At 54.7% G+C, this 18283-nt stretch carries 16 protein-coding genes; 8 read left to right on the forward strand and 8 right to left on the reverse strand.

Annotated features, from left to right (window positions below; translation table 11 throughout):
* Nucleotides 1-13: 13 nt before the first annotated feature.
* The 8 genes from IQ273_RS02535 to IQ273_RS02570 all read right to left on the reverse strand — a co-directional run bounded on the left by IQ273_RS02535 (nt 14) and on the right by IQ273_RS02570 (nt 11203).
* Nucleotides 14-2116 carry a cation:proton antiporter gene (locus tag IQ273_RS02535; RefSeq protein ID WP_194021610.1) on the reverse strand — a complete coding sequence of 701 codons (2103 nt, stop codon included), beginning with the start codon at nt 2114-2116 and terminating at the stop codon, nt 14-16.
* 200 nt (nt 2117-2316) lie between these two features.
* Nucleotides 2317-3735 (reverse strand): cytochrome c biogenesis protein, encoded by a 1419-nt coding sequence (locus tag IQ273_RS02540; protein WP_194021611.1) that lies wholly within the window; start codon nt 3733-3735, stop codon nt 2317-2319.
* A gap of 75 nt (nt 3736-3810) precedes the next feature.
* Nucleotides 3811-4554 (reverse strand): cytochrome c biogenesis protein CcdA, encoded by a 744-nt coding sequence (locus IQ273_RS02545; protein WP_194021612.1) that lies wholly within the window; start codon nt 4552-4554, stop codon nt 3811-3813.
* Between the two features lie 81 nt (nt 4555-4635).
* Nucleotides 4636-5853, reverse strand: a complete 1218-nt coding sequence (locus tag IQ273_RS02550; protein WP_194021613.1) for an FtsW/RodA/SpoVE family cell cycle protein — start codon at nt 5851-5853, stop codon at nt 4636-4638.
* Nucleotides 5854-6084: 231 nt separating this feature from the next.
* A complete protein-coding gene (locus IQ273_RS02555; protein WP_194021637.1) occupies nt 6085-6288 on the reverse strand; it encodes a phycobilisome linker polypeptide in 204 nt (67 codons plus the stop codon).
* Nucleotides 6289-6541: 253 nt separating this feature from the next.
* Nucleotides 6542-7027, reverse strand: coding sequence for an allophycocyanin subunit beta (gene apcB / locus IQ273_RS02560; protein WP_017299911.1), 486 nt, complete (start codon nt 7025-7027; stop codon nt 6542-6544).
* 64 nt (nt 7028-7091) lie between these two features.
* Nucleotides 7092-7577 carry an allophycocyanin subunit alpha gene (gene apcA / locus IQ273_RS02565; protein WP_194021614.1) on the reverse strand — a complete coding sequence of 162 codons (486 nt, stop codon included), beginning with the start codon at nt 7575-7577 and terminating at the stop codon, nt 7092-7094.
* 413 nt (nt 7578-7990) lie between these two features.
* Nucleotides 7991-11203 carry a phycobilisome rod-core linker polypeptide gene (locus IQ273_RS02570; protein WP_194021615.1) on the reverse strand — a complete coding sequence of 1071 codons (3213 nt, stop codon included), beginning with the start codon at nt 11201-11203 and terminating at the stop codon, nt 7991-7993.
* Nucleotides 11204-11819: 616 nt separating this feature from the next.
* Here IQ273_RS02570 and IQ273_RS02575 point away from each other — a divergent pair.
* The 8 genes from IQ273_RS02575 to atpA all read left to right on the forward strand — a co-directional run bounded on the left by IQ273_RS02575 (nt 11820) and on the right by atpA (nt 18258).
* The gene (locus IQ273_RS02575; RefSeq protein ID WP_194021616.1) at nt 11820-13073 is read left to right on the forward strand and encodes a bifunctional 2-polyprenyl-6-hydroxyphenol methylase/3-demethylubiquinol 3-O-methyltransferase UbiG; all 1254 of its coding nucleotides are present in this window, start codon (nt 11820-11822) and stop codon (nt 13071-13073) included.
* A gap of 233 nt (nt 13074-13306) precedes the next feature.
* Nucleotides 13307-13684, forward strand: a complete 378-nt coding sequence (locus IQ273_RS02580) for an ATP synthase subunit I (RefSeq protein ID WP_228052241.1) — start codon at nt 13307-13309, stop codon at nt 13682-13684.
* Nucleotides 13685-13755: 71 nt separating this feature from the next.
* The gene (atpB, locus tag IQ273_RS02585; RefSeq protein WP_106919763.1) at nt 13756-14505 is read left to right on the forward strand and encodes a F0F1 ATP synthase subunit A; all 750 of its coding nucleotides are present in this window, start codon (nt 13756-13758) and stop codon (nt 14503-14505) included.
* 146 nt (nt 14506-14651) lie between these two features.
* Complete coding sequence (gene atpE / locus IQ273_RS02590; RefSeq protein WP_194021618.1) at nt 14652-14897, forward strand: ATP synthase F0 subunit C; 246 nt, start codon at nt 14652-14654, stop codon at nt 14895-14897.
* 121 nt (nt 14898-15018) lie between these two features.
* Nucleotides 15019-15510, forward strand: a complete 492-nt coding sequence (locus IQ273_RS02595) for a F0F1 ATP synthase subunit B' (RefSeq protein WP_194021619.1) — start codon at nt 15019-15021, stop codon at nt 15508-15510.
* A 67-nt stretch (nt 15511-15577) separates the two neighbouring features.
* Nucleotides 15578-16099 carry a F0F1 ATP synthase subunit B gene (locus IQ273_RS02600; protein ID WP_194021620.1) on the forward strand — a complete coding sequence of 174 codons (522 nt, stop codon included), beginning with the start codon at nt 15578-15580 and terminating at the stop codon, nt 16097-16099.
* Between the two features lie 2 nt (nt 16100-16101).
* The gene (atpH, locus tag IQ273_RS02605; protein ID WP_194021621.1) at nt 16102-16659 is read left to right on the forward strand and encodes an ATP synthase F1 subunit delta; all 558 of its coding nucleotides are present in this window, start codon (nt 16102-16104) and stop codon (nt 16657-16659) included.
* Between the two features lie 81 nt (nt 16660-16740).
* Nucleotides 16741-18258, forward strand: a complete 1518-nt coding sequence (gene atpA / locus IQ273_RS02610; RefSeq protein WP_194021622.1) for a F0F1 ATP synthase subunit alpha — start codon at nt 16741-16743, stop codon at nt 18256-18258.
* The last annotated feature ends 25 nt before the right edge of the window (nt 18259-18283 follow it).

An 18283-nucleotide genomic window follows, 5' to 3' on the forward strand; every position in this document is an offset into this window, starting at 1 on the left:
ATCCAATATCACCTTAGGCGCGTTTTGAGGGTTTGGCTGGGAAATGCAGTACCAGAATGTTGGTATCCCAGTTGGCGCGGGTGATAGCCTCGGGCTCTCGACCCAGGGCCGACTGGCCGACAATGTGGGTACTGGCGATCAGAATCAGCAAGGTATTGGGCTGCACCGCCTCTGATACGTGCTTAACGGTGTTGCCATGCACAGGCTGTACGGCAATACCCTTTTCCTGTAGCAGGGTGGTGAGCTTGCGATCGCGACCCGAGCCTACCGTCATTTGCACGACGTGGAGGGGGGCCTTCAGCTCTTCCGCTAAACACTGGGTAATGGTTAGAGTCTGCTTAATTTGCCCCAGGTTGGCCTGCCTGCCGGTAATGGCCAGCACCACTTTCTCGGTATTCTCAATTGGCTGTGGAAATCGGCTGATTAGCACCGGAATGGTTGCCGATCGCACAATGGTGTCGATGACGCTGCCAAAGAAATTTTCGCGATAGGTCGAAAAGCCCTTCCAGCCGCAAATCAGCAGGTCGGCATTGCGTTCTTGAGTGGTGCGCAAAATGCCCCAGGCAATAGAGTCGTCAATCCGGCCAATGGTTTCGACCGGAATTGTAGCGGCGTGGGCGATGGTTTCGGCGGTTTCAAGCAGACGGTTTTGTCGGGTTCTGTCGGCCTCGGCGATGGGTTGATTGCGATCGGGCAGCACGTGCAGGGGCAGCAGGGTACCCCCCACTCGCTTGGTCAGAATAATCGCCAGCTGCAGCAGGTTGTCTTCGGTACTGGGGTTCGCCACCGGAATTAAAACGCGCTGGCCCAGAGCCGGAGCTGTCGGTGTAGCCTGATCACCGACCGGGGCAGCTTCGGCCTCAGCGGGCTGAGTTTGGAGCTGAGCGCCCCAGCGCGCTACGACCCACGGCGACAGCACGCAGCTGACCAAAATCATCGCGATGATAGCATTCACCACCAGTTCATCGACGAGACCAATATCGAAGGCAATGGTGATAGCCGCCAGGGTAGAGGCCGCCTGAGCCATCGATAGGCCAAACATCACCATGGCGCTGGGCAGCTTCCACTTAAACCAGCGGGCCGAGCCCCAGGCCGCCACAAACTTGCTGGCCAGTTCGACCGCCACAATGATCACCGCAATTAGCAGACCCTGGGGCTCGCGTAGCAGGATCAGCGGGTCAACTAGCATGCCTACCGAAATCAAAAATATCGGCACAAAGAGCGTGTTGCCGATAAACTGCACCCGGTTCATCAGCGGGCTGAGGCGAGGAATAATTTGGGTGATCGCTACCCCAGCCAAAAATGCCCCCACAATAGGCTCAATCTCAATCAGGCTGGCCAGGTACGACGCTACGAACAGCGTGGCCAGCACAAAGGTAAACTCTGCCCCTTCGTCGTGACCAAACTTTTTGAAGAACCAGCGGCCCAGCTTGGGTACCCCCCACAGCACCGCAAAGGTATAAATCGTCAGGGCCGGAATTAAAAACAGCCAAAAGCCTAGGGTTAGGTCGCCCTGGTCGGCTTTGACCACCACCGCTAGCACCAGCAGCGCCAGCACGTTGGTGATCAGCGTGCCCCCCAGAGTGGCAATGGAGGAGGGATGGCGCATGATGCCCAGTTTGGTCAGCACCGGCAGCGCCACCAGGGTGTGAGAGGCCAGACAGGAGGCCACCAGCACCGACGCCCAAAAGCCATAGCCCAGCACGAGCATAGCTCCGGTGCCCATCAGCATCGGCACTACAAAGGTGGCCAGGCCAAAGATAATTGGCTTATCAGCGTCTTTTTTGAGATCGTCTAGACTGGTCTCGAGTCCGCCTAAAAACATCAAAAACAGGAGACCCACGGTGCCCAACAGCACAATGGTAGGGTCGCGATCCAAGATTCCCAAGCCGTGGGGACCCACCAACACCCCGGCTAAAATCAGGCCGATAATGCCTGGCAGCCGCAGTCGCTCCACCAGCAGCGGGGCGACCAGCATAATGGCCAGAATCGTGAGAAAGATTGCTACTGGGTCAGTGATGGGCTCTTGTAATAGCTGACCCAGGGGTAAGGGTACTGCCCTATCTAAAGCCGACGCGGCGATCGCCGCGTGAAATTTCAGCCCAAAGTAAGTCATGGCCTATTAGGTAGGGGGTTAATTTACTAATTGCTTAATCTATAACATCACGCTCGGGCTGCGCCCCTCAGCCTGCCTAGGGAGATTAATCCAGGGAGATGGGGCGAAGTGCTAGGCCGCCCAAGGGGCAGTTGAAAATATCTTTATCTTGGCCCGCCAGGTTTCGAAGCTTTTGACCGCCACCCTCGACCTCACCCCAGTTAGCTCACCGAAACTTGGGCTAATTTACTGCCATCGGTACCTTCACTGGCGTCTTTACCCAGATCCTGAGCGGATTGATCGGACAGTTCTGCTAACAGCGCCAGCAGTTCACGTTCAAAGGCCACCTGGGCACGGTTGGTTCTGCCCCCCACATAGACGGTGCCATCCTGCTCCAAGGCCCACACCTGGGAATGCGAGACGTAGCTCATGATGACTCCCAGCATGAGCAGGCCAAAGCCACCGTACACCATCGGAATACCGGGGTCGGCCTTGATCTGGAGGCCGGTACTGCCCACGACATCCACTAGCGTTAGCCTGACTCCATTCACCTCTGCGGCCATGCCCTTGCGAACGGTGGAAACAAGTTGCCCCGCGTTGTCATAGATCAGCACCGACCCTTGCAGGTCACTGGCCAGTAGGGTGACACCCTCGCTCATATCGGGCTTGGTGGGTAGCCAGGTACCCCAAAAGCGGGGGCCGTCGTTTTCGAGCGGCTGCATGGGCAGCTGCAAAACGGGGCTGTTGTTGAGCTTGATCCGCACCGCCGCAATGCCCCAGTCGGCCTGGTAGAGCGTCACGCCCCGATGGCGCAGGGGTTCATTGACGTGAATAGTTTTGCGATCGACTTCGGCCCCGGCCTGATTTAGCACCGATAGGTCAGAGTAAAACTGGTCGATCTTGCCCTCGGGCGTGTAGTCGATCCAAAAGCGGTTTACCCGCACTGCCCAGTCTTTAGGGATTTGGGGCTCAGCCCAGGGACCCGCATCAAAAATATTACGAATTTGAAAGGTCTCGCCGCTGGGCACCAGTTCCTGGGCAAAAAAGCCGGTCATAGCCCCCCAGATCGCTCCCAGCAAAATCAGGATCATGCTGGCGTGAACCACAATCGGGCCAATGCGGCCCACAATTCCCTTTCGCCCGTAGAGCTGAGAACCATCCTGAAACACTCGATAGCGCCTTTTGCCTAACCGGCTAGACAAAGCGGTTAGATCGGTCTCGGTGAGTTCGGCACTGAGGGCCAGCTTTTGAAACTGACGCGGCTGGCTGTAGTACTTCCAGTTTTGAGCCGCGCCCAACGCCGGAAACTGGCGGGTAAAGGTGCAGGCAATCAGGCTGGCCCCAAAAACAATCAGCAGCGCTAAAAACCACCAGGTGCGGTAGACGTGGTCGAGCCCGCTGATCAAAATGACCTTCCAGCTCAAAAAGCCAAACAGAGCCGGATCGTCGGGGTAGTTGGTCTGATAAAACTCCAGGGTTTGACCCTGCTCGATTACGGTACCGCTGACGCTGAAGGCCGCGATCGCCAGCAGCAGCACGATCGCCAGCCGCAGATCCGCCAGCAGCGGCAGCAAGTCTCGTCGAAAGTAAGCGCTCACTCCCTTCAACAGGGAGTCGCGGGGATCGTCAGATGGGGCCATAGTACCTTTAGTATCCCTCGAAGGTCAGCACAAATACACCCGTCACTATTGCACTAGTCCTTTAAATCTAGACGCTTAGACTAAGGTAGACGGCAGCAGTCGCGACAGCAGTGAAAAGACCCCAAACCCCAGCAGCAGCGCACCGCTAGCCGGAGTAACCCAGCTCGACCACTGACGCAGGTTCAGCAGGCGCTTGAGGCTGGCGGTGAAGGTGCCTGCCAGCACTAGGGGAGTCACATAGCCCACCGCATAGGCCAGCAGTAACGCACTGCCCAAAACAGGATCTTGCGTCGCCGAAATCCAGGCCAGTAAGGTAGCCAGCACCGGGGTACTGCACGGCGACGCCACAATACCAAAGGTAAGGCCCAGGGCGTAGGCCCGTAGCCAGGGCGGCAAATTCCAGCCTTCGAAGGTGGGGCCTGCACCGGCAGGTAGAGCGAGGGGAACAATGCCCAACAGATTTAGCCCCATGACAATGGCCACCAGGCTAACCACTACTGGCAGACCCCAGGCTACCTGGCCGTAGACGTAGCCAAAGAGCCCGGCGATCAGCCCTAATACCGCCAGGGTGGTGGCTAGGCCAAGGGCAAAGGCAAGCGATCGCCCTACGGCATCGCGGCGGCGATCGCTCTCATAACCTCCCATATAGCCCACCATAATGGGCAACATCGATAGCAGGCAGGGCGACAGACTGGTCAGCAAGCCTGCCAACCCTACCACCGATAGGCTGACCCAAGATATGTGAGTCAGCTGGTCGTTGACTAGCTGGTTGGCCCACTGGGCAATGTCATACAAATAAAGCTGAAGGCTTTGGAGCATTGCCGAAATAGTGAAATGTAAAAGCAATCCCTATTGTAACAATCTCGCAACCCGCCCTCAGATTTCAGTTTTAAAAAAGTTTCAAGACAAAAGATTGCCGCCGTCTAAGACTCGTAGAGATAATTGTTCCCGATCCCCAAGTTTTGACCTGCGCCGTAGGGGAACTGGCGCTTCCAAATTAATTTCCCGCGCTGCCCGTACTAGCAACCCCGCCGTAACCAGACTAGCAACCATCGAGCTACCGCCGTAGCTCAATAGGGGAAAGGGTAATCCCGTCGTAGGTAGTATTCCTGTAGCCACGCCCATGTTCAGCAGCGACTGCCCCACCAATACCACCATTGCCCCTACGGCTACTAACCGATGTAGGGGCTGCTTCAACCGCAGTGCTACCAGCAGCGCTACAGAAGCATAAACGCTTAAAAGCATTAGCAATACCAGGCAGCCCACGAAGCCAAATTCTTCAGCAAATACCGCAAAAATAAAATCGGTGTACTGAATTGGTAGTGAATACAGCTTTTGCTGAGATAGGCCAAACCCCTGCCCCCAAAAACCGCCCGAGCCGATGGCCAACAGGCTCTGCACCAGCTGGTAGCCCTGGTCACCAGGGTCAGCCCAAGGATTTAAAAACGAAATAATGCGCTGGCGCTGGTAGGTCTTAAGACTAATGCTCACTCCCGCTGCCAATAGTCCGCTGCCAGCAGTTAGCAGTAAATAGCTGTAGGGAATACCCGCTGCCAAAGCAATTAGCCAGAGGGTGAGACCACAGATAGCCGCTGTACTCAGGTTAGGCTGAATCAAAATCAGCCCCAAAATAGCTGCAAAAATGCCTAGCCAGGTGAGGCGCGTTGGCCAAGTGAGCTGTGGCCAGCGGCCAAACAGCCGCGCCCCCTGCAAGACTAGGCACGGCTTAATAAGTTCTGAGGGCTGAATCATAAACGGTCCCAAGGGCAGCCATCGGGTCGCCCCATTCACCGTCACGCCGAGGGAAGGAATTAGGGTAAGCGCCACCAACCCCACCAGCACCAGCAGCACAATGCCTGACCCTTGAATTAGGCGATCTAGAGACGTATGAACAATGCGATTAAAAATGACTAAACCGATGGCTACCCAAAGCACCTGCACCATAACGTAGTGCAAACCATAGCCGTGCTCTACCACCGCTAAAGCATAGGAGGCCGAAAACAGCACCAGTAGCCCGCCTCCCAACCATAGAAAAGTTAACCACCGCAGCCAACGCGCTTCTGCCGACCACTGACCTACTGTGGAGTCAATCCATGGAACTAATCGAGCAATGTTCACACCTATACCCCGCGTGCCCAAGGGCCAACTCTTTTCAGGGCCAAGTATAGCGGAGTGAACTATTTTTGTGATTTTTGATCAAGCAAATAAGCATAAAAATATCTCTTTAAAGCACAACGGCAGGGCTAGCTCTTTGGCCGACCCTGCGCGTATAGCAGCATTAAAATGCAGTAAAAATCTTTGTCGGATGCCTTTTTAATCTTTTTTGGGGCATCTTTTAGGGCTAAACCATTAGAGCAAACCAGTATTGGATCCTTGCCGACCGGTGGCCAGTTCAACCTTAACGATTTTGCCGCCCATTTTTTGAATTCGCTGCTGCTCTTTGAACCAGTTATCGTAGGGAACGAGCTTAGTAAAAAAGGTATTTTGCAGTTCCCGCTGGGTACGGATCCTGGTTTGGCTAGGAACACAAGCGGTGATCTTAAACATGCGCATGGCCGAAAACTCTCCTGCTATCTCACGGGACAGATGTGAATCCAATCCAAGTCCAGAAATGGTTTTTTGCCACCGGCAAAAACAACAGATCTTGAGATTGACTTGTTAAAAACACTGAAAAGCCAGAGTCGAAAGCCAATGCTATGGACAGCAGGAAGACAGTACAGCACAACCTAGTGTCCTCAACACTCACCCCTGACTCTGGCCTAGATTCGCTTTAGCTAATGGCCAAAGCGCAATGGATGAGCCTGGACTAGCTCAAGCCAGAGCAGATGTAGTCAAAGTAAACGCCCATTTCCTTACCAGCGTCAGCGCCTACTAGGCTGGCGGTGACTTCTTTCATGGCTTGGATGGAGTTGACGGTAGCGCCGATGGGTACACCCAGGGAATTGTAGGTTTCCTTGAGGCCGTTGAGCACCCGCTCATCTAGGATGGAGGGATCCCCAGCCAGCATGGCATAGGTAGCGTAGCGCAGGTAGTAGTCGAGGTCGCGGATGCAGGCCGCATAGCGACGGGTGGTGTACATGTTGCCACCGGGACGGGTGATATCGGAGTACAACAGGGACTTAGCCACAGCTTCCTTCACGATTTCAGCGGCGTTGGCGCTGATGGTGCTAGCGGCACGAACCCGCAGTTCACCGGTTTGGAAGTAGGCCTTGAGCTTGTCGAGGGCAGACCCATCCAGATACTTGCCCTGCACATCGGAGGAGTTGATAACAGATGTAATTGCGTCTTGCATTGGTGAAGCTTCCTTAGAACTGACGTAATCTCAACAACGAATCGACGGAGTAGCGCAGCTGCGACTACTGCATAGCGCCGACAACATAGTCGAAGTAGGATGCGGCTTCAGCGGCATCATCGCTGGACAGCAGCCCGGTTGCAACAGCTTTCATGGAGCGCACAGACTCAGCCACAGCGGGAATGGGGGTGCCCAGGGAGTTGTACATTTCACGCACACCTACCAGACCAATTTCCTCGATGGGGGTGATATCACCAGCAACCACACCGTAGGTGATCAGGCGCAGGTAGTAGTCCATGTCGCGTAGGCAGGTAGCGGTCATTTCTTCGCCGTAGGCATTGCCGCCGGGAGAAACAACATCGGGGCGCTTTTGGAAGAGCTGGTTGCCAGCTTCCTTAACGATGCGCTCGCGGGATTCGGTCAGTACTTGAGCAATCCGCAAACGGCGCTCGCCAGAGGTAACAAAGCCCTTGATGCGATCCAGTTCACCGGGGCTGAGGTAACGAGCCTCAGCATCGGCATTCACGATTGACTTCGTGACAATACTCATTGATGGATTCCTCCGAAAAATATGACCAGATAGTATGAAACTGGCATTTAAGGGTGCAGGGCCAGAGCTAACGCTATACAGAACCTTAGTTCTGAAGGCCTTCCCGATTAATTGTCCGGTATCGTGTCAGCCTTCTTCAAAGTAGCGAAATATTTTGTAACAGTTTTCCTCAGATTCTCCAAGGGTTGATAGCAACGCCATCTTGGAGGCTGAATAAGATGCCTAAAACCTCAAAAAAACTATAAGCCGGATGCAACTTAGAGTCAGGCTTTAATATTTCGCAACAAGTTCAGGTAGCTTTGCGACCAGGACAATGATCTGTTTAAAAGACCAGTTTGTTCTTAATCGTCAAATTATGCCGTTGCACCAGTTTTAAGGGGATGGCCCAAACCATCCCCTTAAAGTTGTGGCGTCTAGACGCGGCGATAGGGTACGCCCTGCTCGCCAAAGTAGCGCAGATACTCAGCAGAGTTGAGCATGGCTTCGGCGACGGCCATAGACCCCTGCTGGTCTGCGATCGCCCCGTACTCACCATCCTCCAGGCTGCGGCCCAGCAGCTGACGGCCCATGATGGCCACCAGCTTGGCGGCTGGGTAGGCTGCCACAAACCGCTCCTGATAGGCAGGAGACTGCACGAGATGACGAATAAACTCGCGCAGGGTGATGCGATCGCCCTGTAACAGTGTCTCAGCCTCGGTCAGCCGCCATTCAGCCGGGATCTCTCCTGTAGGCAGCACCATCACCTGACGATAGACCGCCGTGAGGACCTGGTTGAACTGTTCAGGGCTGGCCCCTGGTTGGTGACGATAGAACCGCGTCGTCGGTCCGGCGACGGGCACCTCAGCTTCGACCGAAGCTCGCCCCACCGTCGCGGCTAGCTCAGCGGAAGTGGTCGCCTGAGAGGCTACTGCACCGGCCATCAAGGGCATGTCAGCGACATCCATGCCGGTATTCGCGCTGGCAAAGCTAGGTACGATGAGGTCGCGATTTTGCTTAGTCAGGCGGTTGTAGAGCTTCTCCGTATTGGGGAAGTTGGCCGCTGGCAGGGTAGGATAGCGCCGGTAGGGCACCGTGTCTTCGCCAAAGTTTTCGGCATATTCGGGGGTATTGAGCATGGCTTGAATAAACCCGCGAATCCCTTCGCTCGCCAACACCTGATTGTATTTGCGAATTTCTGCCTGGTCCATGGGCGCACGTCCTAAGAAGTGCTTGGTACCAAACTCAATCACCTGAGTATTGGGGTAGGGTGCGTAAAACTCTTTAATGTAGAGCGTTGAACAGCCCAGTCCCGCAATGAACTCTTTCAGGTTGATTTCACCGTTGCCCAGCTTGCTCTCCAGCGCCGTAAACTCGCTCTTCACGATGTAAGGGGCGATATCGCGCTCAAAGATTTGTCGGTAGGCGGCGGCGGTAACCAGCTTGAGATTGGGCTTGTCGGCCAAGGAGGTGAGCTTAAACACCTTAGTCTGCTGGCGCTGACGATTGACACCCTGGGCCAGACGCCGCTGAACCTCAGGAATCGCCCGGTCTTCGGTGACTGCACCCAGTTCCACAAAGCGGGGGATGCTGGTATCGGCCACGGGAACCATGCCTCTCTCCGCCAGGCTACCGGCCCGCATGCTGCGCAGGGCAAGTCCCTTGGGCGTTAGATAACGCTCGTAGGGGACGGTGTCTTCCCCAAAGGCTTCGTTGTACTCCTGGCTGTCGATAATTGAGTCGACCAGAGCATAAAAGCCTTTTTTGGCGCAGATGTCGAAGTAGGCGTTGGTTTCATTGCGGCCATAGGTAGGCCGTCCTAGCAGGCGACGGTGGATATATTCCACCGCTTTCATCACGTACAGCGATGACCAGTAGGTCTTGCGGAAGGCTTCGGATTTGGCGATCGCCCGAATGAACTCCTTCATCGAGATTTCGCCGTTCTCCAGCTTGATCTCTGCGACTTTAGAGCGCTGACCCGAGTACACCTCGCGGCCAAACACCTGCCGGTAAGCAGCGCTAATGATCGTCTGAGTCGAGCTTTCGGAGTATCGTACGCTGTTCTGAGTATTGCCAGTCCTGGGAATTTGATCCAGCTTGAATACCTTAGCCCCCAGCGAACCTGGATTCTCAGGCCGAGCCGCAGGGTTGCTCAACTGGTTGTTGATGCCAGCACCCCGATGAATCAGAATGCGGCGGGTATCCTTGTTAAAAAACGCTGGCGTAGCGCTGACATCGCGGGTTTCTTTGGGAAAGATCGCTCCAAACTGAATCTCTAGCGGATCGTTGCCCGATCCGTAGGGATGCTGGTCGGGCAGAGGCTGCTCATAGGACGCAAACAGCGTAATAAACTGCGGCTTCTTGCGGAAGGGAGCGCTGTAGTTAAACAGCTCAAACTGCGGCCCCCAGTTGCGGCATTCTTGGGCTTCTTGACCCAAACCGCGCAGGTAGGGCACCGTCTCTTCGCCAAAGTAGTCGGCGTACTCTTTAGAATCGACCAGAGCGTCGATCAGGGCGGCCAGACCGCCGCTAGACACAATGGAGAAGTAGTCGCGCACTTCTTCACGGGAGCTAGGCGCGCGACCGAGAATGTGGCGGAAGGCCAGTTCCAAAGCGCGACTGTTGATGTAAGGGTCGTAAAAATTCTTGCGATAGAGCGGCGACTTGGCCAGACGACGCACGAACTCCTTCATGGAGATTTCGCCGTTCTTCACCTTCGACTCCAGGTCAGAAACTGAGAGGGAGTAGGCCCGGGTAATATCGCGCTCAAAAAGCTGACGATAGGCGGCTTTCACCACATCATTTTTCTCTACTGCCGATAGCCCTGGCTTCATCGCGTACTTGGGCCGACGCTCAGCGGCGTTGAAGTAAATCTGAGGCAGCTCCAGCCCTTGCAGGTCGTTAGAGGAACGCTGGCGCAGCTTATTCGACGGGGTTGGAGCCTTAAACTCGCTCAGCAGCACGTCGAAGTACTGATCCACAATGGCTTGGGCATCGGGGTCGCCATTTAGGTAGCGCAGAGATCCTGCCTTCATGGTTTGAATGGCCACGATCGTCGCCGCTGAGGAGCAGGCACTCTCAATGATTTCCCGCAGGCCGCGCACGTTGACCGAAATAATATTGGGGTCGCCCGCCACAATGGCGTAGGTTACGTAGCGCAGGAACCAGCTCATGTCGCGCAGCGACTTGGTCATGTTGCTGGGGCCGTAGCGAGACACGCTGATTGGGCGGAATCCAGGGGGAACCGGCCCAGAAGGCGTAGAGCTAAATAGATTTTGGAATAAGCCGCCGCCACTCTCGATGAAGGTTGAGGTGCCCAACCGGGAAGCCTCTGTTTCATCTAAAACGGTGCCAGCCCGAGTTTTTTCGACTGGCGACTCGTTTTCAACCCGCTCCAAATAAGCCAGGGGAGACCCACCGGTAAAGATGCGGTTGGCCGCCTGGGAGACAATCAATTCGGAGTAACGGGTCAAGATTTCGGCGATCTGTACCCGTTTCAGGCCGGAATTAAAAAAGCCCGATAGCTCTTCTAACTCACCCCGACCCATGTAGCGATCTTGCTGCTCGGCCTGGGAAATCGTGGCCACCGGCAGAGTTTGGTAGAGCTGGGGCCGCGCTGGTGCACTTCCACCACTTGCTTTAACACTCATGCGTTTTCAAAGGCTCCCTATGCGGACAATGACGGCATCAAATCGAATTTCAAAGAATCTATCAATCGGTTAGAGGGCGCAGAATTCTGCTCTGGCAGAGGCACCGTTCAGGAATGCTCCCTGAGCTAGCGCAAAATCACTGAACCCGCTTGAAGGTAAAGCGTTGTTAACCTCACCTGCCGGGCACCCAAGCTGGGCACCGAATGCGGTATCTATGAATGGCGGGCTGTTCGCTGACCTGGAATCAGATTAAACCGTTTCAGGACAGCAACACAGATTATTAAAAACTGTGAAACATCCGACCTGGCAAATGCCTTTGGTCATCATAGATGATGGTCACTACACCCCTGAGAGGGCAGATAAGTTTTGTAACGTTTCGTGATAAAGCTGAGATCTTGAAGGCTCTAAAGCCTCTTCTGGAGAGGGTTTGATTGGATGGCTCTCTGTAACGGTAGCAAGGAAGCCAGCCGTTACGTCCCCATGTCGATGGTTGCGATCGCCCAGATGCGATCGGCGTAAGTATTGTGGGGGCAGTCATAACCTCTAGCGGGTCGCCTCTCTCAATTGAATATTTGCTTGATGTAACTGCTGTGTAACGTGAACTGACAGATTAGCTATGGACGACTCGACAACCACCCAGGTCGTTAGCGATGCGGTAGCTCGCCTCTATAACACCTATCCCTTTCCGCCTGAACCGATTCTCGACGAGGCCCCGCCGGGGTATAACTGGCGCTGGTACTGGCCTACAGTACATAGCTTTTGTACGGGGGCGACCCCAGCCTCACATTCAGTGCGCGTGTTAGATGCAGGCTGTGGCACTGGGGTGAGTACTGAATATATTAGTCACCTCAACCCTGAGGCCAAGGTATTGGGTATTGATTTGAGCGAGCGGGCGATCGCCACTGCCACCCAGCGCTGCCAATCGTCTGGGGCCAACAACGTTCAGTTTCGCCAGCTCAGCATCTACGACGTTGACCAGCTTGAGGGTGAATTTGACTGGATCAACTGCGTTGGTGTTATCCACCACATGCCCGATCCGCTTAAGGGTCTACAGGCGCTAGCCACCAAGCTGGCCCCTGGTGGGTTTATTCATTTATTTGTATATGCCGCCATTGGCCGCTGGGAAATTTCGCTGATGCAGCGGGCGATCGCTCTGGTTCAGGGCCGCCAGCGGGGCGACTACCGCGACGGCGTGCAGGTGGGTCGGCAAATTTTCGCTACTCTGCCCGAGGGTAACCGTCTCAAGCAGCGAGAGCGCGATCGCTGGGCAATGGAAAACCACCGCGACGAGTGCTTTGCCGATATGTATGTCCATCCCCAGGAAGTCGATTACACCCTTGATAGTTTGTTTGAGCTGATCGAGGCATCGGGGCTGGAGTTCGTGGGGTTTTCAAACCCCCAAGTCTGGCAGATCGATCGCCTGCTAGCCTCAGACCCCGCCCTGCTAGCGCGCGCCCAACAGCTTTCAGAAAAAGACCAGTACCGCCTAGTTGAACTGCTGGATCCTGAAATTACTCATTTTGAGTGGTTCCTGGCTCGTCCCCCGTTCCCTCGCACTACCTGGGAGAATGATGCCGATCTGCTAGCGGCCATTCCCACCCGTAATCCCTGTATGGAGGGCTGGCCCAGCCAGAGTATTTTCGATTGCAACTATCAAATCATTTCGTTAGACACAAAGGAGTTTGAGTTTTTACAGGCCTGCGATGGTCAAGTGTTGACCCTGGGGGGCGATCGCCCAAGCCCTGTTCCCCATCAGCCTCCTGCGACAGTCGCAGACCTGCTCAGCCAAAGCGAGTTAAGCCTTGAAGACGTGCGCCAGCTGCACCAGCGTCAGTTAATCTTGTTGCATCTGCCACAGCACAGTCCATAAAGTTAAGCCGAAGATAGCAGATTTACTTTTGGGAAGCGTCTATTAAGTATTATTGCCGTGATATGATCTCCCATGGCCTGCATGTGCAGGTCAAACCCTTTAACGGCTAAGGATTAGGCGCTTTCGTGGCCCCATTGCCCTCCGAACACACTGACCCTACTGCTCCAGCTGAGGCAGACCAAGACCTGGGTCAAACCGACGGTCAAGATCTTCCTCCAGCTTCAGCAGATGCCATGGCAGAGTACTACCAGCTGCAGCAAAATTTGCTGCTGACCACTCTGGCATTCAGTGGCGTGATTTTTGTTTCTGTCTGGCTGGCCTACTCGCTACCAATTGCTCTGAATTATTTAATAGGAGCGTGCGGTGGTGTGGTTTACTTGAGGATGTTGGCAAAAAGCGTGGCCAGCATCGGACGTGGAAGCGTCAAGCTAGGCAGCGGCCGATTGGCTCTCGTGGTCGGATTGGTTCTGGTAGCTACTCAATGGCAGCAGCTTCAGGTCGTACCTGTTTTTCTGGGTTTCTTGACCTACAAGGGGGCGTTAATTGCTTACACCCTCTGGACTGCGGTGCTGCCAAAATCATCGTCGGGGTCATTCCAGGAACCTGGCTAACCCTAGATCGGTGGTTCCCCAGCATAGCATGCTTTTTCCTAGTAGGTCTTAAGGAGAAGTTGATTTAAGAGATGGCGCTCAATATGTTAATGATTCATCCCTTAGTCCTGGCAAAGCTAGAGGTTGGCGAGCATTTGTACTGGCAGATCGGTGGACTTAAACTCCACGGCCAGGTATTTCTCACTTCCTGGTTTGTCATCGGTGCTCTGCTGCTGGTGTCGTTTTTGGCCACTCGCAATATTCAGCGGATACCCTCTGGCCTCCAAAACTTTATGGAGTATGCCCTGGAGTTCATTCGCGACCTGGCCAAAAACCAGATTGGCGAGAAAGAGTATCGGCCCTGGGTGCCTTTCGTAGGCACTTTGTTCCTGTTCATCTTTGTCTCTAACTGGTCTGGGGCGTTGATTCCGTGGAAGCTGATTCACTTGCCGTCAGGTGAACTAGCTGCTCCCACCAACGACATCAATACCACCGTGGCGCTAGCGCTGCTGACGTCTTTGGCCTACTTTTACGCTGGGTTTAGCAAGCGTGGGTTGGGGTACTTCGCCAAGTACATCGAACCAACGCCAATCTTGCTGCCTATCAACATTTTGGAAGATTTCACCAAGCCTCTCTCCCTCAGTTTCCGTCTGTTTGGAAACATCCTGGCCGATGAACTTGTGGTCGCCGTGCTGGTTTTGCTGGTACCTCTCTTCGTACCGCTACCGGTTATGGTCTTGGGTCTGTTTACCAGTGCTATTCAGGCGCTGATCTTTGCAACCCTAGCTGCGGCCTACATCGGCGAGGCCATTGAGGGGCATGGTGGTGAAGAGCATGGATGACCCCTAGGGGCATTCAGTTTGGTATTGGCTGGTGGGGCAGGTGCTGCCAGCCGACGTGGTCTTAGGGCCGTACCGAAAGAAACGCCTATTGAGCGTTGTCTACGACCTGATTAACGAGTTGTTGATTGTCCAAATCGAGGTAAGACATGGATTCTACTATTGCAGCCGCTTCCGTAATTGCAGCCGCTCTGGCCGTTGGTCTGGCAGCGATCGGCCCTGGTATTGGTCAAGGTAATGCAGCTGGTCAAGCGGTAGAGGGGATTGCCCGTCAGCCTGAGGCTGAGGGTAAGATTCGCGGCACCCTGCTGCTGAGCCTGGCTTTCATGGAAGCACTCACCATCTACGGTCTGGTAGTAGCCCTAGTGCTATTGTTTGCCAACCCCTTTGCGTAGATAGTCTTCGGCGGGCTAGGGAGAGGTTCTATGCCTTTCCCTGCCTATCGATATTCACGGTTTTCTGTGGAATTCCACTCTGTAGTGCTGGCCCTGGGCCGGGTTAAAGGGCATACCCACAATGATGAATTTTGTTTGGTTGTTAGCGGTTGAAGCCGCTGAAACAGTTGAGGAGGGTGGTGGTCTGTTTGACCTCGACGCCACTCTGCCGCTTATGGCGGTGCAATTTGTGCTGCTGGCGGTAGCCCTCAACGCGCTGTTCTACAAGCCTTTAGGTAAAGTTTTAGACGAGCGTGACGGTTATATTAGCTCCAATCAGGTTGATGCGGCAGAGCGTCTGGCTAAGGCTGAGCAGATTGCTAAGCAGTATCAGCAAGAGCTGGGTGAAACTCGTCGCCAGGCTCAAACGGTAATTGCCGAGGCTCAGGAAGAAGCGCAAAGGATTGCGTCTCAAACGGTTGCTGCTGCTCAACAGGAGGCCCAGGCCCAGCGAGAGCAGGTGCAGCGGGAGCTAGATGAGCAAAAGAGTCAGGCAATGACCACCTTAGAGCAGCAGGTGGATGGCCTGAGTCAGCAAATTTTAGACAAGCTGCTAGGTTCTTTGGCGGCCTAGACTATTGGTAATGACGGGGTGGTTTAGCCCCCTAGCGTTGCCCGCGTCGTTGACGGAAAGTAGGGATATGATTATCGGTTGGTTATTGGCGGCGGAAGCAGGTGGTTTTGGTGTGGATTTCAACATCCTAGAAACTAACCTGATCAATTTGGTCATTATTATTGGCGTGCTGTACTACTTTGGCGGCAAGTTTTTAGGGAAAACCCTATCGACCCGCCGAGCGGCGATCAAAACAGAAATTGTTGAGGCCGAGCAGCGTAAGCAGGAAGCCGCCGCCGCGTTGGCAGAGCAGCAGCAAAAGCTGGCTCAGGCTCAACAAGAGGCGAAAAAGATTTTGGCTGAAGCCAAAGTGACAGCAGATCGCACCCGTGATGAGATCTTGGAACAGTCTCAGATCGACGTAGAGCGCATGCGGGCTAACGCCGCTCAAGACCTCACTTCCCAGGAGGCTCGGGTTATGAGAGAGCTACAGCAGCGCATTGCCACTCTGGCCATTGAACGTAGCGAAGCCGCTCTGCCTGGTCAGCTAAACGACGATTTGCAGCGGCGTCTGGTTGACTCCAGTATTGCCATGCTTAAAGGAGAGTAGCTATGAACGACACAACACTGAGTTCTGAGATCGCCGGTCCCTACGCCAAAGCCCTGATGTCGGTGGCTGACGATAATAATGCTGTCGACCAGGTAGGCGGTGAAGTCGCCAATCTGCTGGAGGTGCTGGCCAGTTCTGAAGAACTGATCGCATTTATGTCCAACCCACTGATGGCTCCCGATTCTAAAAAAGAAGTGCTCCGCCAGATTGCTGACGGAAACGTGAGCGGCTTCCTGCTGAACTTTCTAATGCTGCTGGTTGATAGAGGTCGGATAGCATTCTTGACGCCTGTGCTTCAGCAGTACCAGGCCCTGCTGCGAGAGCGGAACCAGACGGTTTTGGCCGATGTGATCTCTGCTATTGAGCTAACTGACGATCAGCAGAACGCGATTCGCGATCGCGTCAAAGCCATGACCGGAGCCAACAGTGTCGATCTGTCAATCCAGATTGATTCATCTCTGATTGGGGGGCTAGTCATTAAGGTGGGCTCACAAGTCATTGACGCCAGCCTCAAGGGTCAGCTTCGTCGCATTGGTATGCAGCTAGCAGCTACCGCCTAGCCCCATCGATTCAGCTTGCCCCTTGGTTGGGCAGCTTCTCTGACGTCTCGTGTTTATGTAGGTTTATCCAGAGCAAGTCCTATGGTTAGTATCAGACCTGACGAAATTAGCAGCATTATTAAGCAGCAAATCGAGCAGTACAACCAGGAGGTCAAGGTCTCCAATGTGGGTACGGTGCTGCAGGTGGGTGACGGTATCGCCCGCATCTATGGCCTCGAAACCGCCATGTCTGGCGAGCTGTTGGAGTTTGAAGACGGTACCGTCGGTATTGCCCTCAACCTGGAAGAAGATAACGTAGGCGCGGTGCTGATGGGCGACGGCATCAACATCAGAGAAGGCAGCGCTGTTACCGCCACCGGCAAAATTGCCTCGGTTCCAGTGGGCGAGGCCCTGCTGGGTCGCGTGGTCGATGCTCTGGCTCGCCCCATTGACGGCAAGGGTGACCTTCAAACCAGCGAAACTCGCCTGATTGAATCTGCCGCCCCCGGTATTATTGCCCGTAAGTCGGTGTACGAACCGATGCAGACCGGCATTACCGCTATTGACGCGATGATTCCCATTGGTCGTGGCCAGCGGGAGCTGATTATTGGTGACCGTCAGACCGGCAAGACCGCGATCGCGATCGATACCATCCTCAACCAAAAATCCCAGGATGTGGTTTGCGTCTACGTGGCGATCGGTCAAAAGGCCTCTTCCGTAGCTCAAATTGTAGACGTGCTGCGCGAGCGGGGTGCTCTGGAATACACCATTGTGGTAACAGCCAGCGCCAACGACCCTGCACCGCTTCAGTATCTGGCTCCTTACACCGGTGCTAGCCTGGCTGAATACTTTATGTACAAGGGCAAAGCTACCCTGGTGGTCTACGATGACTTGACCAAACAAGCTCAGGCTTATCGCCAGATGTCTTTGCTGCTCCGTCGTCCGCCTGGTCGCGAAGCCTACCCTGGGGATGTGTTTTACCTGCACTCTCGCCTGCTAGAGCGGGCTGCCAAGCTGAGCCCCGAACTGGGTGAAGGCAGCATGACTGCTCTACCGATCATTGAGACCCAGGCGGGTGACGTGTCGGCCTACATTCCCACCAACGTAATTTCGATTACAGATGGTCAGATCTTCCTCTCCTCTGACCTGTTTAACTCGGGTTTGCGCCCTGCCATTAACGCTGGTATCTCGGTGTCTCGGGTCGGCTCTGCGGCCCAGATCAAGGCGATGAAGCAGGTGGCCGGTAAGGTGAAGCTAGAGCTAGCTCAGTTCGACGAGCTGCAGGCTTTTTCGCAGTTTGCCTCTGACCTAGATGCTGCTACCCAGAAGCAGCTGGCTCGTGGTACGCGCCTGCGCGAACTGCTCAAGCAGCCCCAGTACTCTCCCCTGCCGGTAGAAGAGCAAGTGGCCATCATTTACGCAGGCATCAACGGCTACATGGATGAGGTACCCGTAGATCAGGTGACGGCTTTTGCCAAGTCTCTGCGCGACTACCTTCGCAACAGCAAGCCCAAGTTTGGTGAACTGATTCGCAGCGAGAAAAAGCTCGGCGACGAAAGCGAAGCCATTCTTAAAGACGCGATCGCTGAAGCCAAGCAAGCCTTCATGGCAGCCGTCTAAGCCTGTTTTTGGCCCTCTGTTCCAG

The sequence above is a fragment of the Nodosilinea sp. LEGE 07298 genome (assembly GCF_015207265.1).
In the GTDB taxonomy this organism is placed as follows: Bacteria; Cyanobacteriota; Cyanobacteriia; order Phormidesmidales; family Phormidesmidaceae; genus Nodosilinea.

Coding starts and splice junctions, on each gene's coding strand:
- IQ273_RS02545 (WP_194021612.1), bottom strand. CDS start 4,554: ATGCTCCAAAGCCTTCAGCTTTATTTGTATGACATTGCCCAGTGGGCC.
- IQ273_RS02535 (WP_194021610.1), bottom strand. CDS start 2,116: ATGACTTACTTTGGGCTGAAATTTCACGCGGCGATCGCCGCGTCGGCT.
- IQ273_RS02555 (WP_194021637.1), bottom strand. CDS start 6,288: ATGCGCATGTTTAAGATCACCGCTTGTGTTCCTAGCCAAACCAGGATC.
- atpB (WP_106919763.1), top strand. CDS start 13,756: ATGGCGCTCAATATGTTAATGATTCATCCCTTAGTCCTGGCAAAGCTA.
- apcB (WP_017299911.1), bottom strand. CDS start 7,027: ATGCAAGACGCAATTACATCTGTTATCAACTCCTCCGATGTGCAGGGC.
- atpA (WP_194021622.1), top strand. CDS start 16,741: ATGGTTAGTATCAGACCTGACGAAATTAGCAGCATTATTAAGCAGCAA.
- IQ273_RS02570 (WP_194021615.1), bottom strand. CDS start 11,203: ATGAGTGTTAAAGCAAGTGGTGGAAGTGCACCAGCGCGGCCCCAGCTC.
- atpH (WP_194021621.1), top strand. CDS start 16,102: ATGAACGACACAACACTGAGTTCTGAGATCGCCGGTCCCTACGCCAAA.
- IQ273_RS02580 (WP_228052241.1), top strand. CDS start 13,307: ATGGCAGAGTACTACCAGCTGCAGCAAAATTTGCTGCTGACCACTCTG.
- IQ273_RS02600 (WP_194021620.1), top strand. CDS start 15,578: ATGATTATCGGTTGGTTATTGGCGGCGGAAGCAGGTGGTTTTGGTGTG.
- IQ273_RS02575 (WP_194021616.1), top strand. CDS start 11,820: ATGGACGACTCGACAACCACCCAGGTCGTTAGCGATGCGGTAGCTCGC.
- IQ273_RS02540 (WP_194021611.1), bottom strand. CDS start 3,735: ATGGCCCCATCTGACGATCCCCGCGACTCCCTGTTGAAGGGAGTGAGC.
- apcA (WP_194021614.1), bottom strand. CDS start 7,577: ATGAGTATTGTCACGAAGTCAATCGTGAATGCCGATGCTGAGGCTCGT.
- atpE (WP_194021618.1), top strand. CDS start 14,652: ATGGATTCTACTATTGCAGCCGCTTCCGTAATTGCAGCCGCTCTGGCC.
- IQ273_RS02595 (WP_194021619.1), top strand. CDS start 15,019: ATGATGAATTTTGTTTGGTTGTTAGCGGTTGAAGCCGCTGAAACAGTT.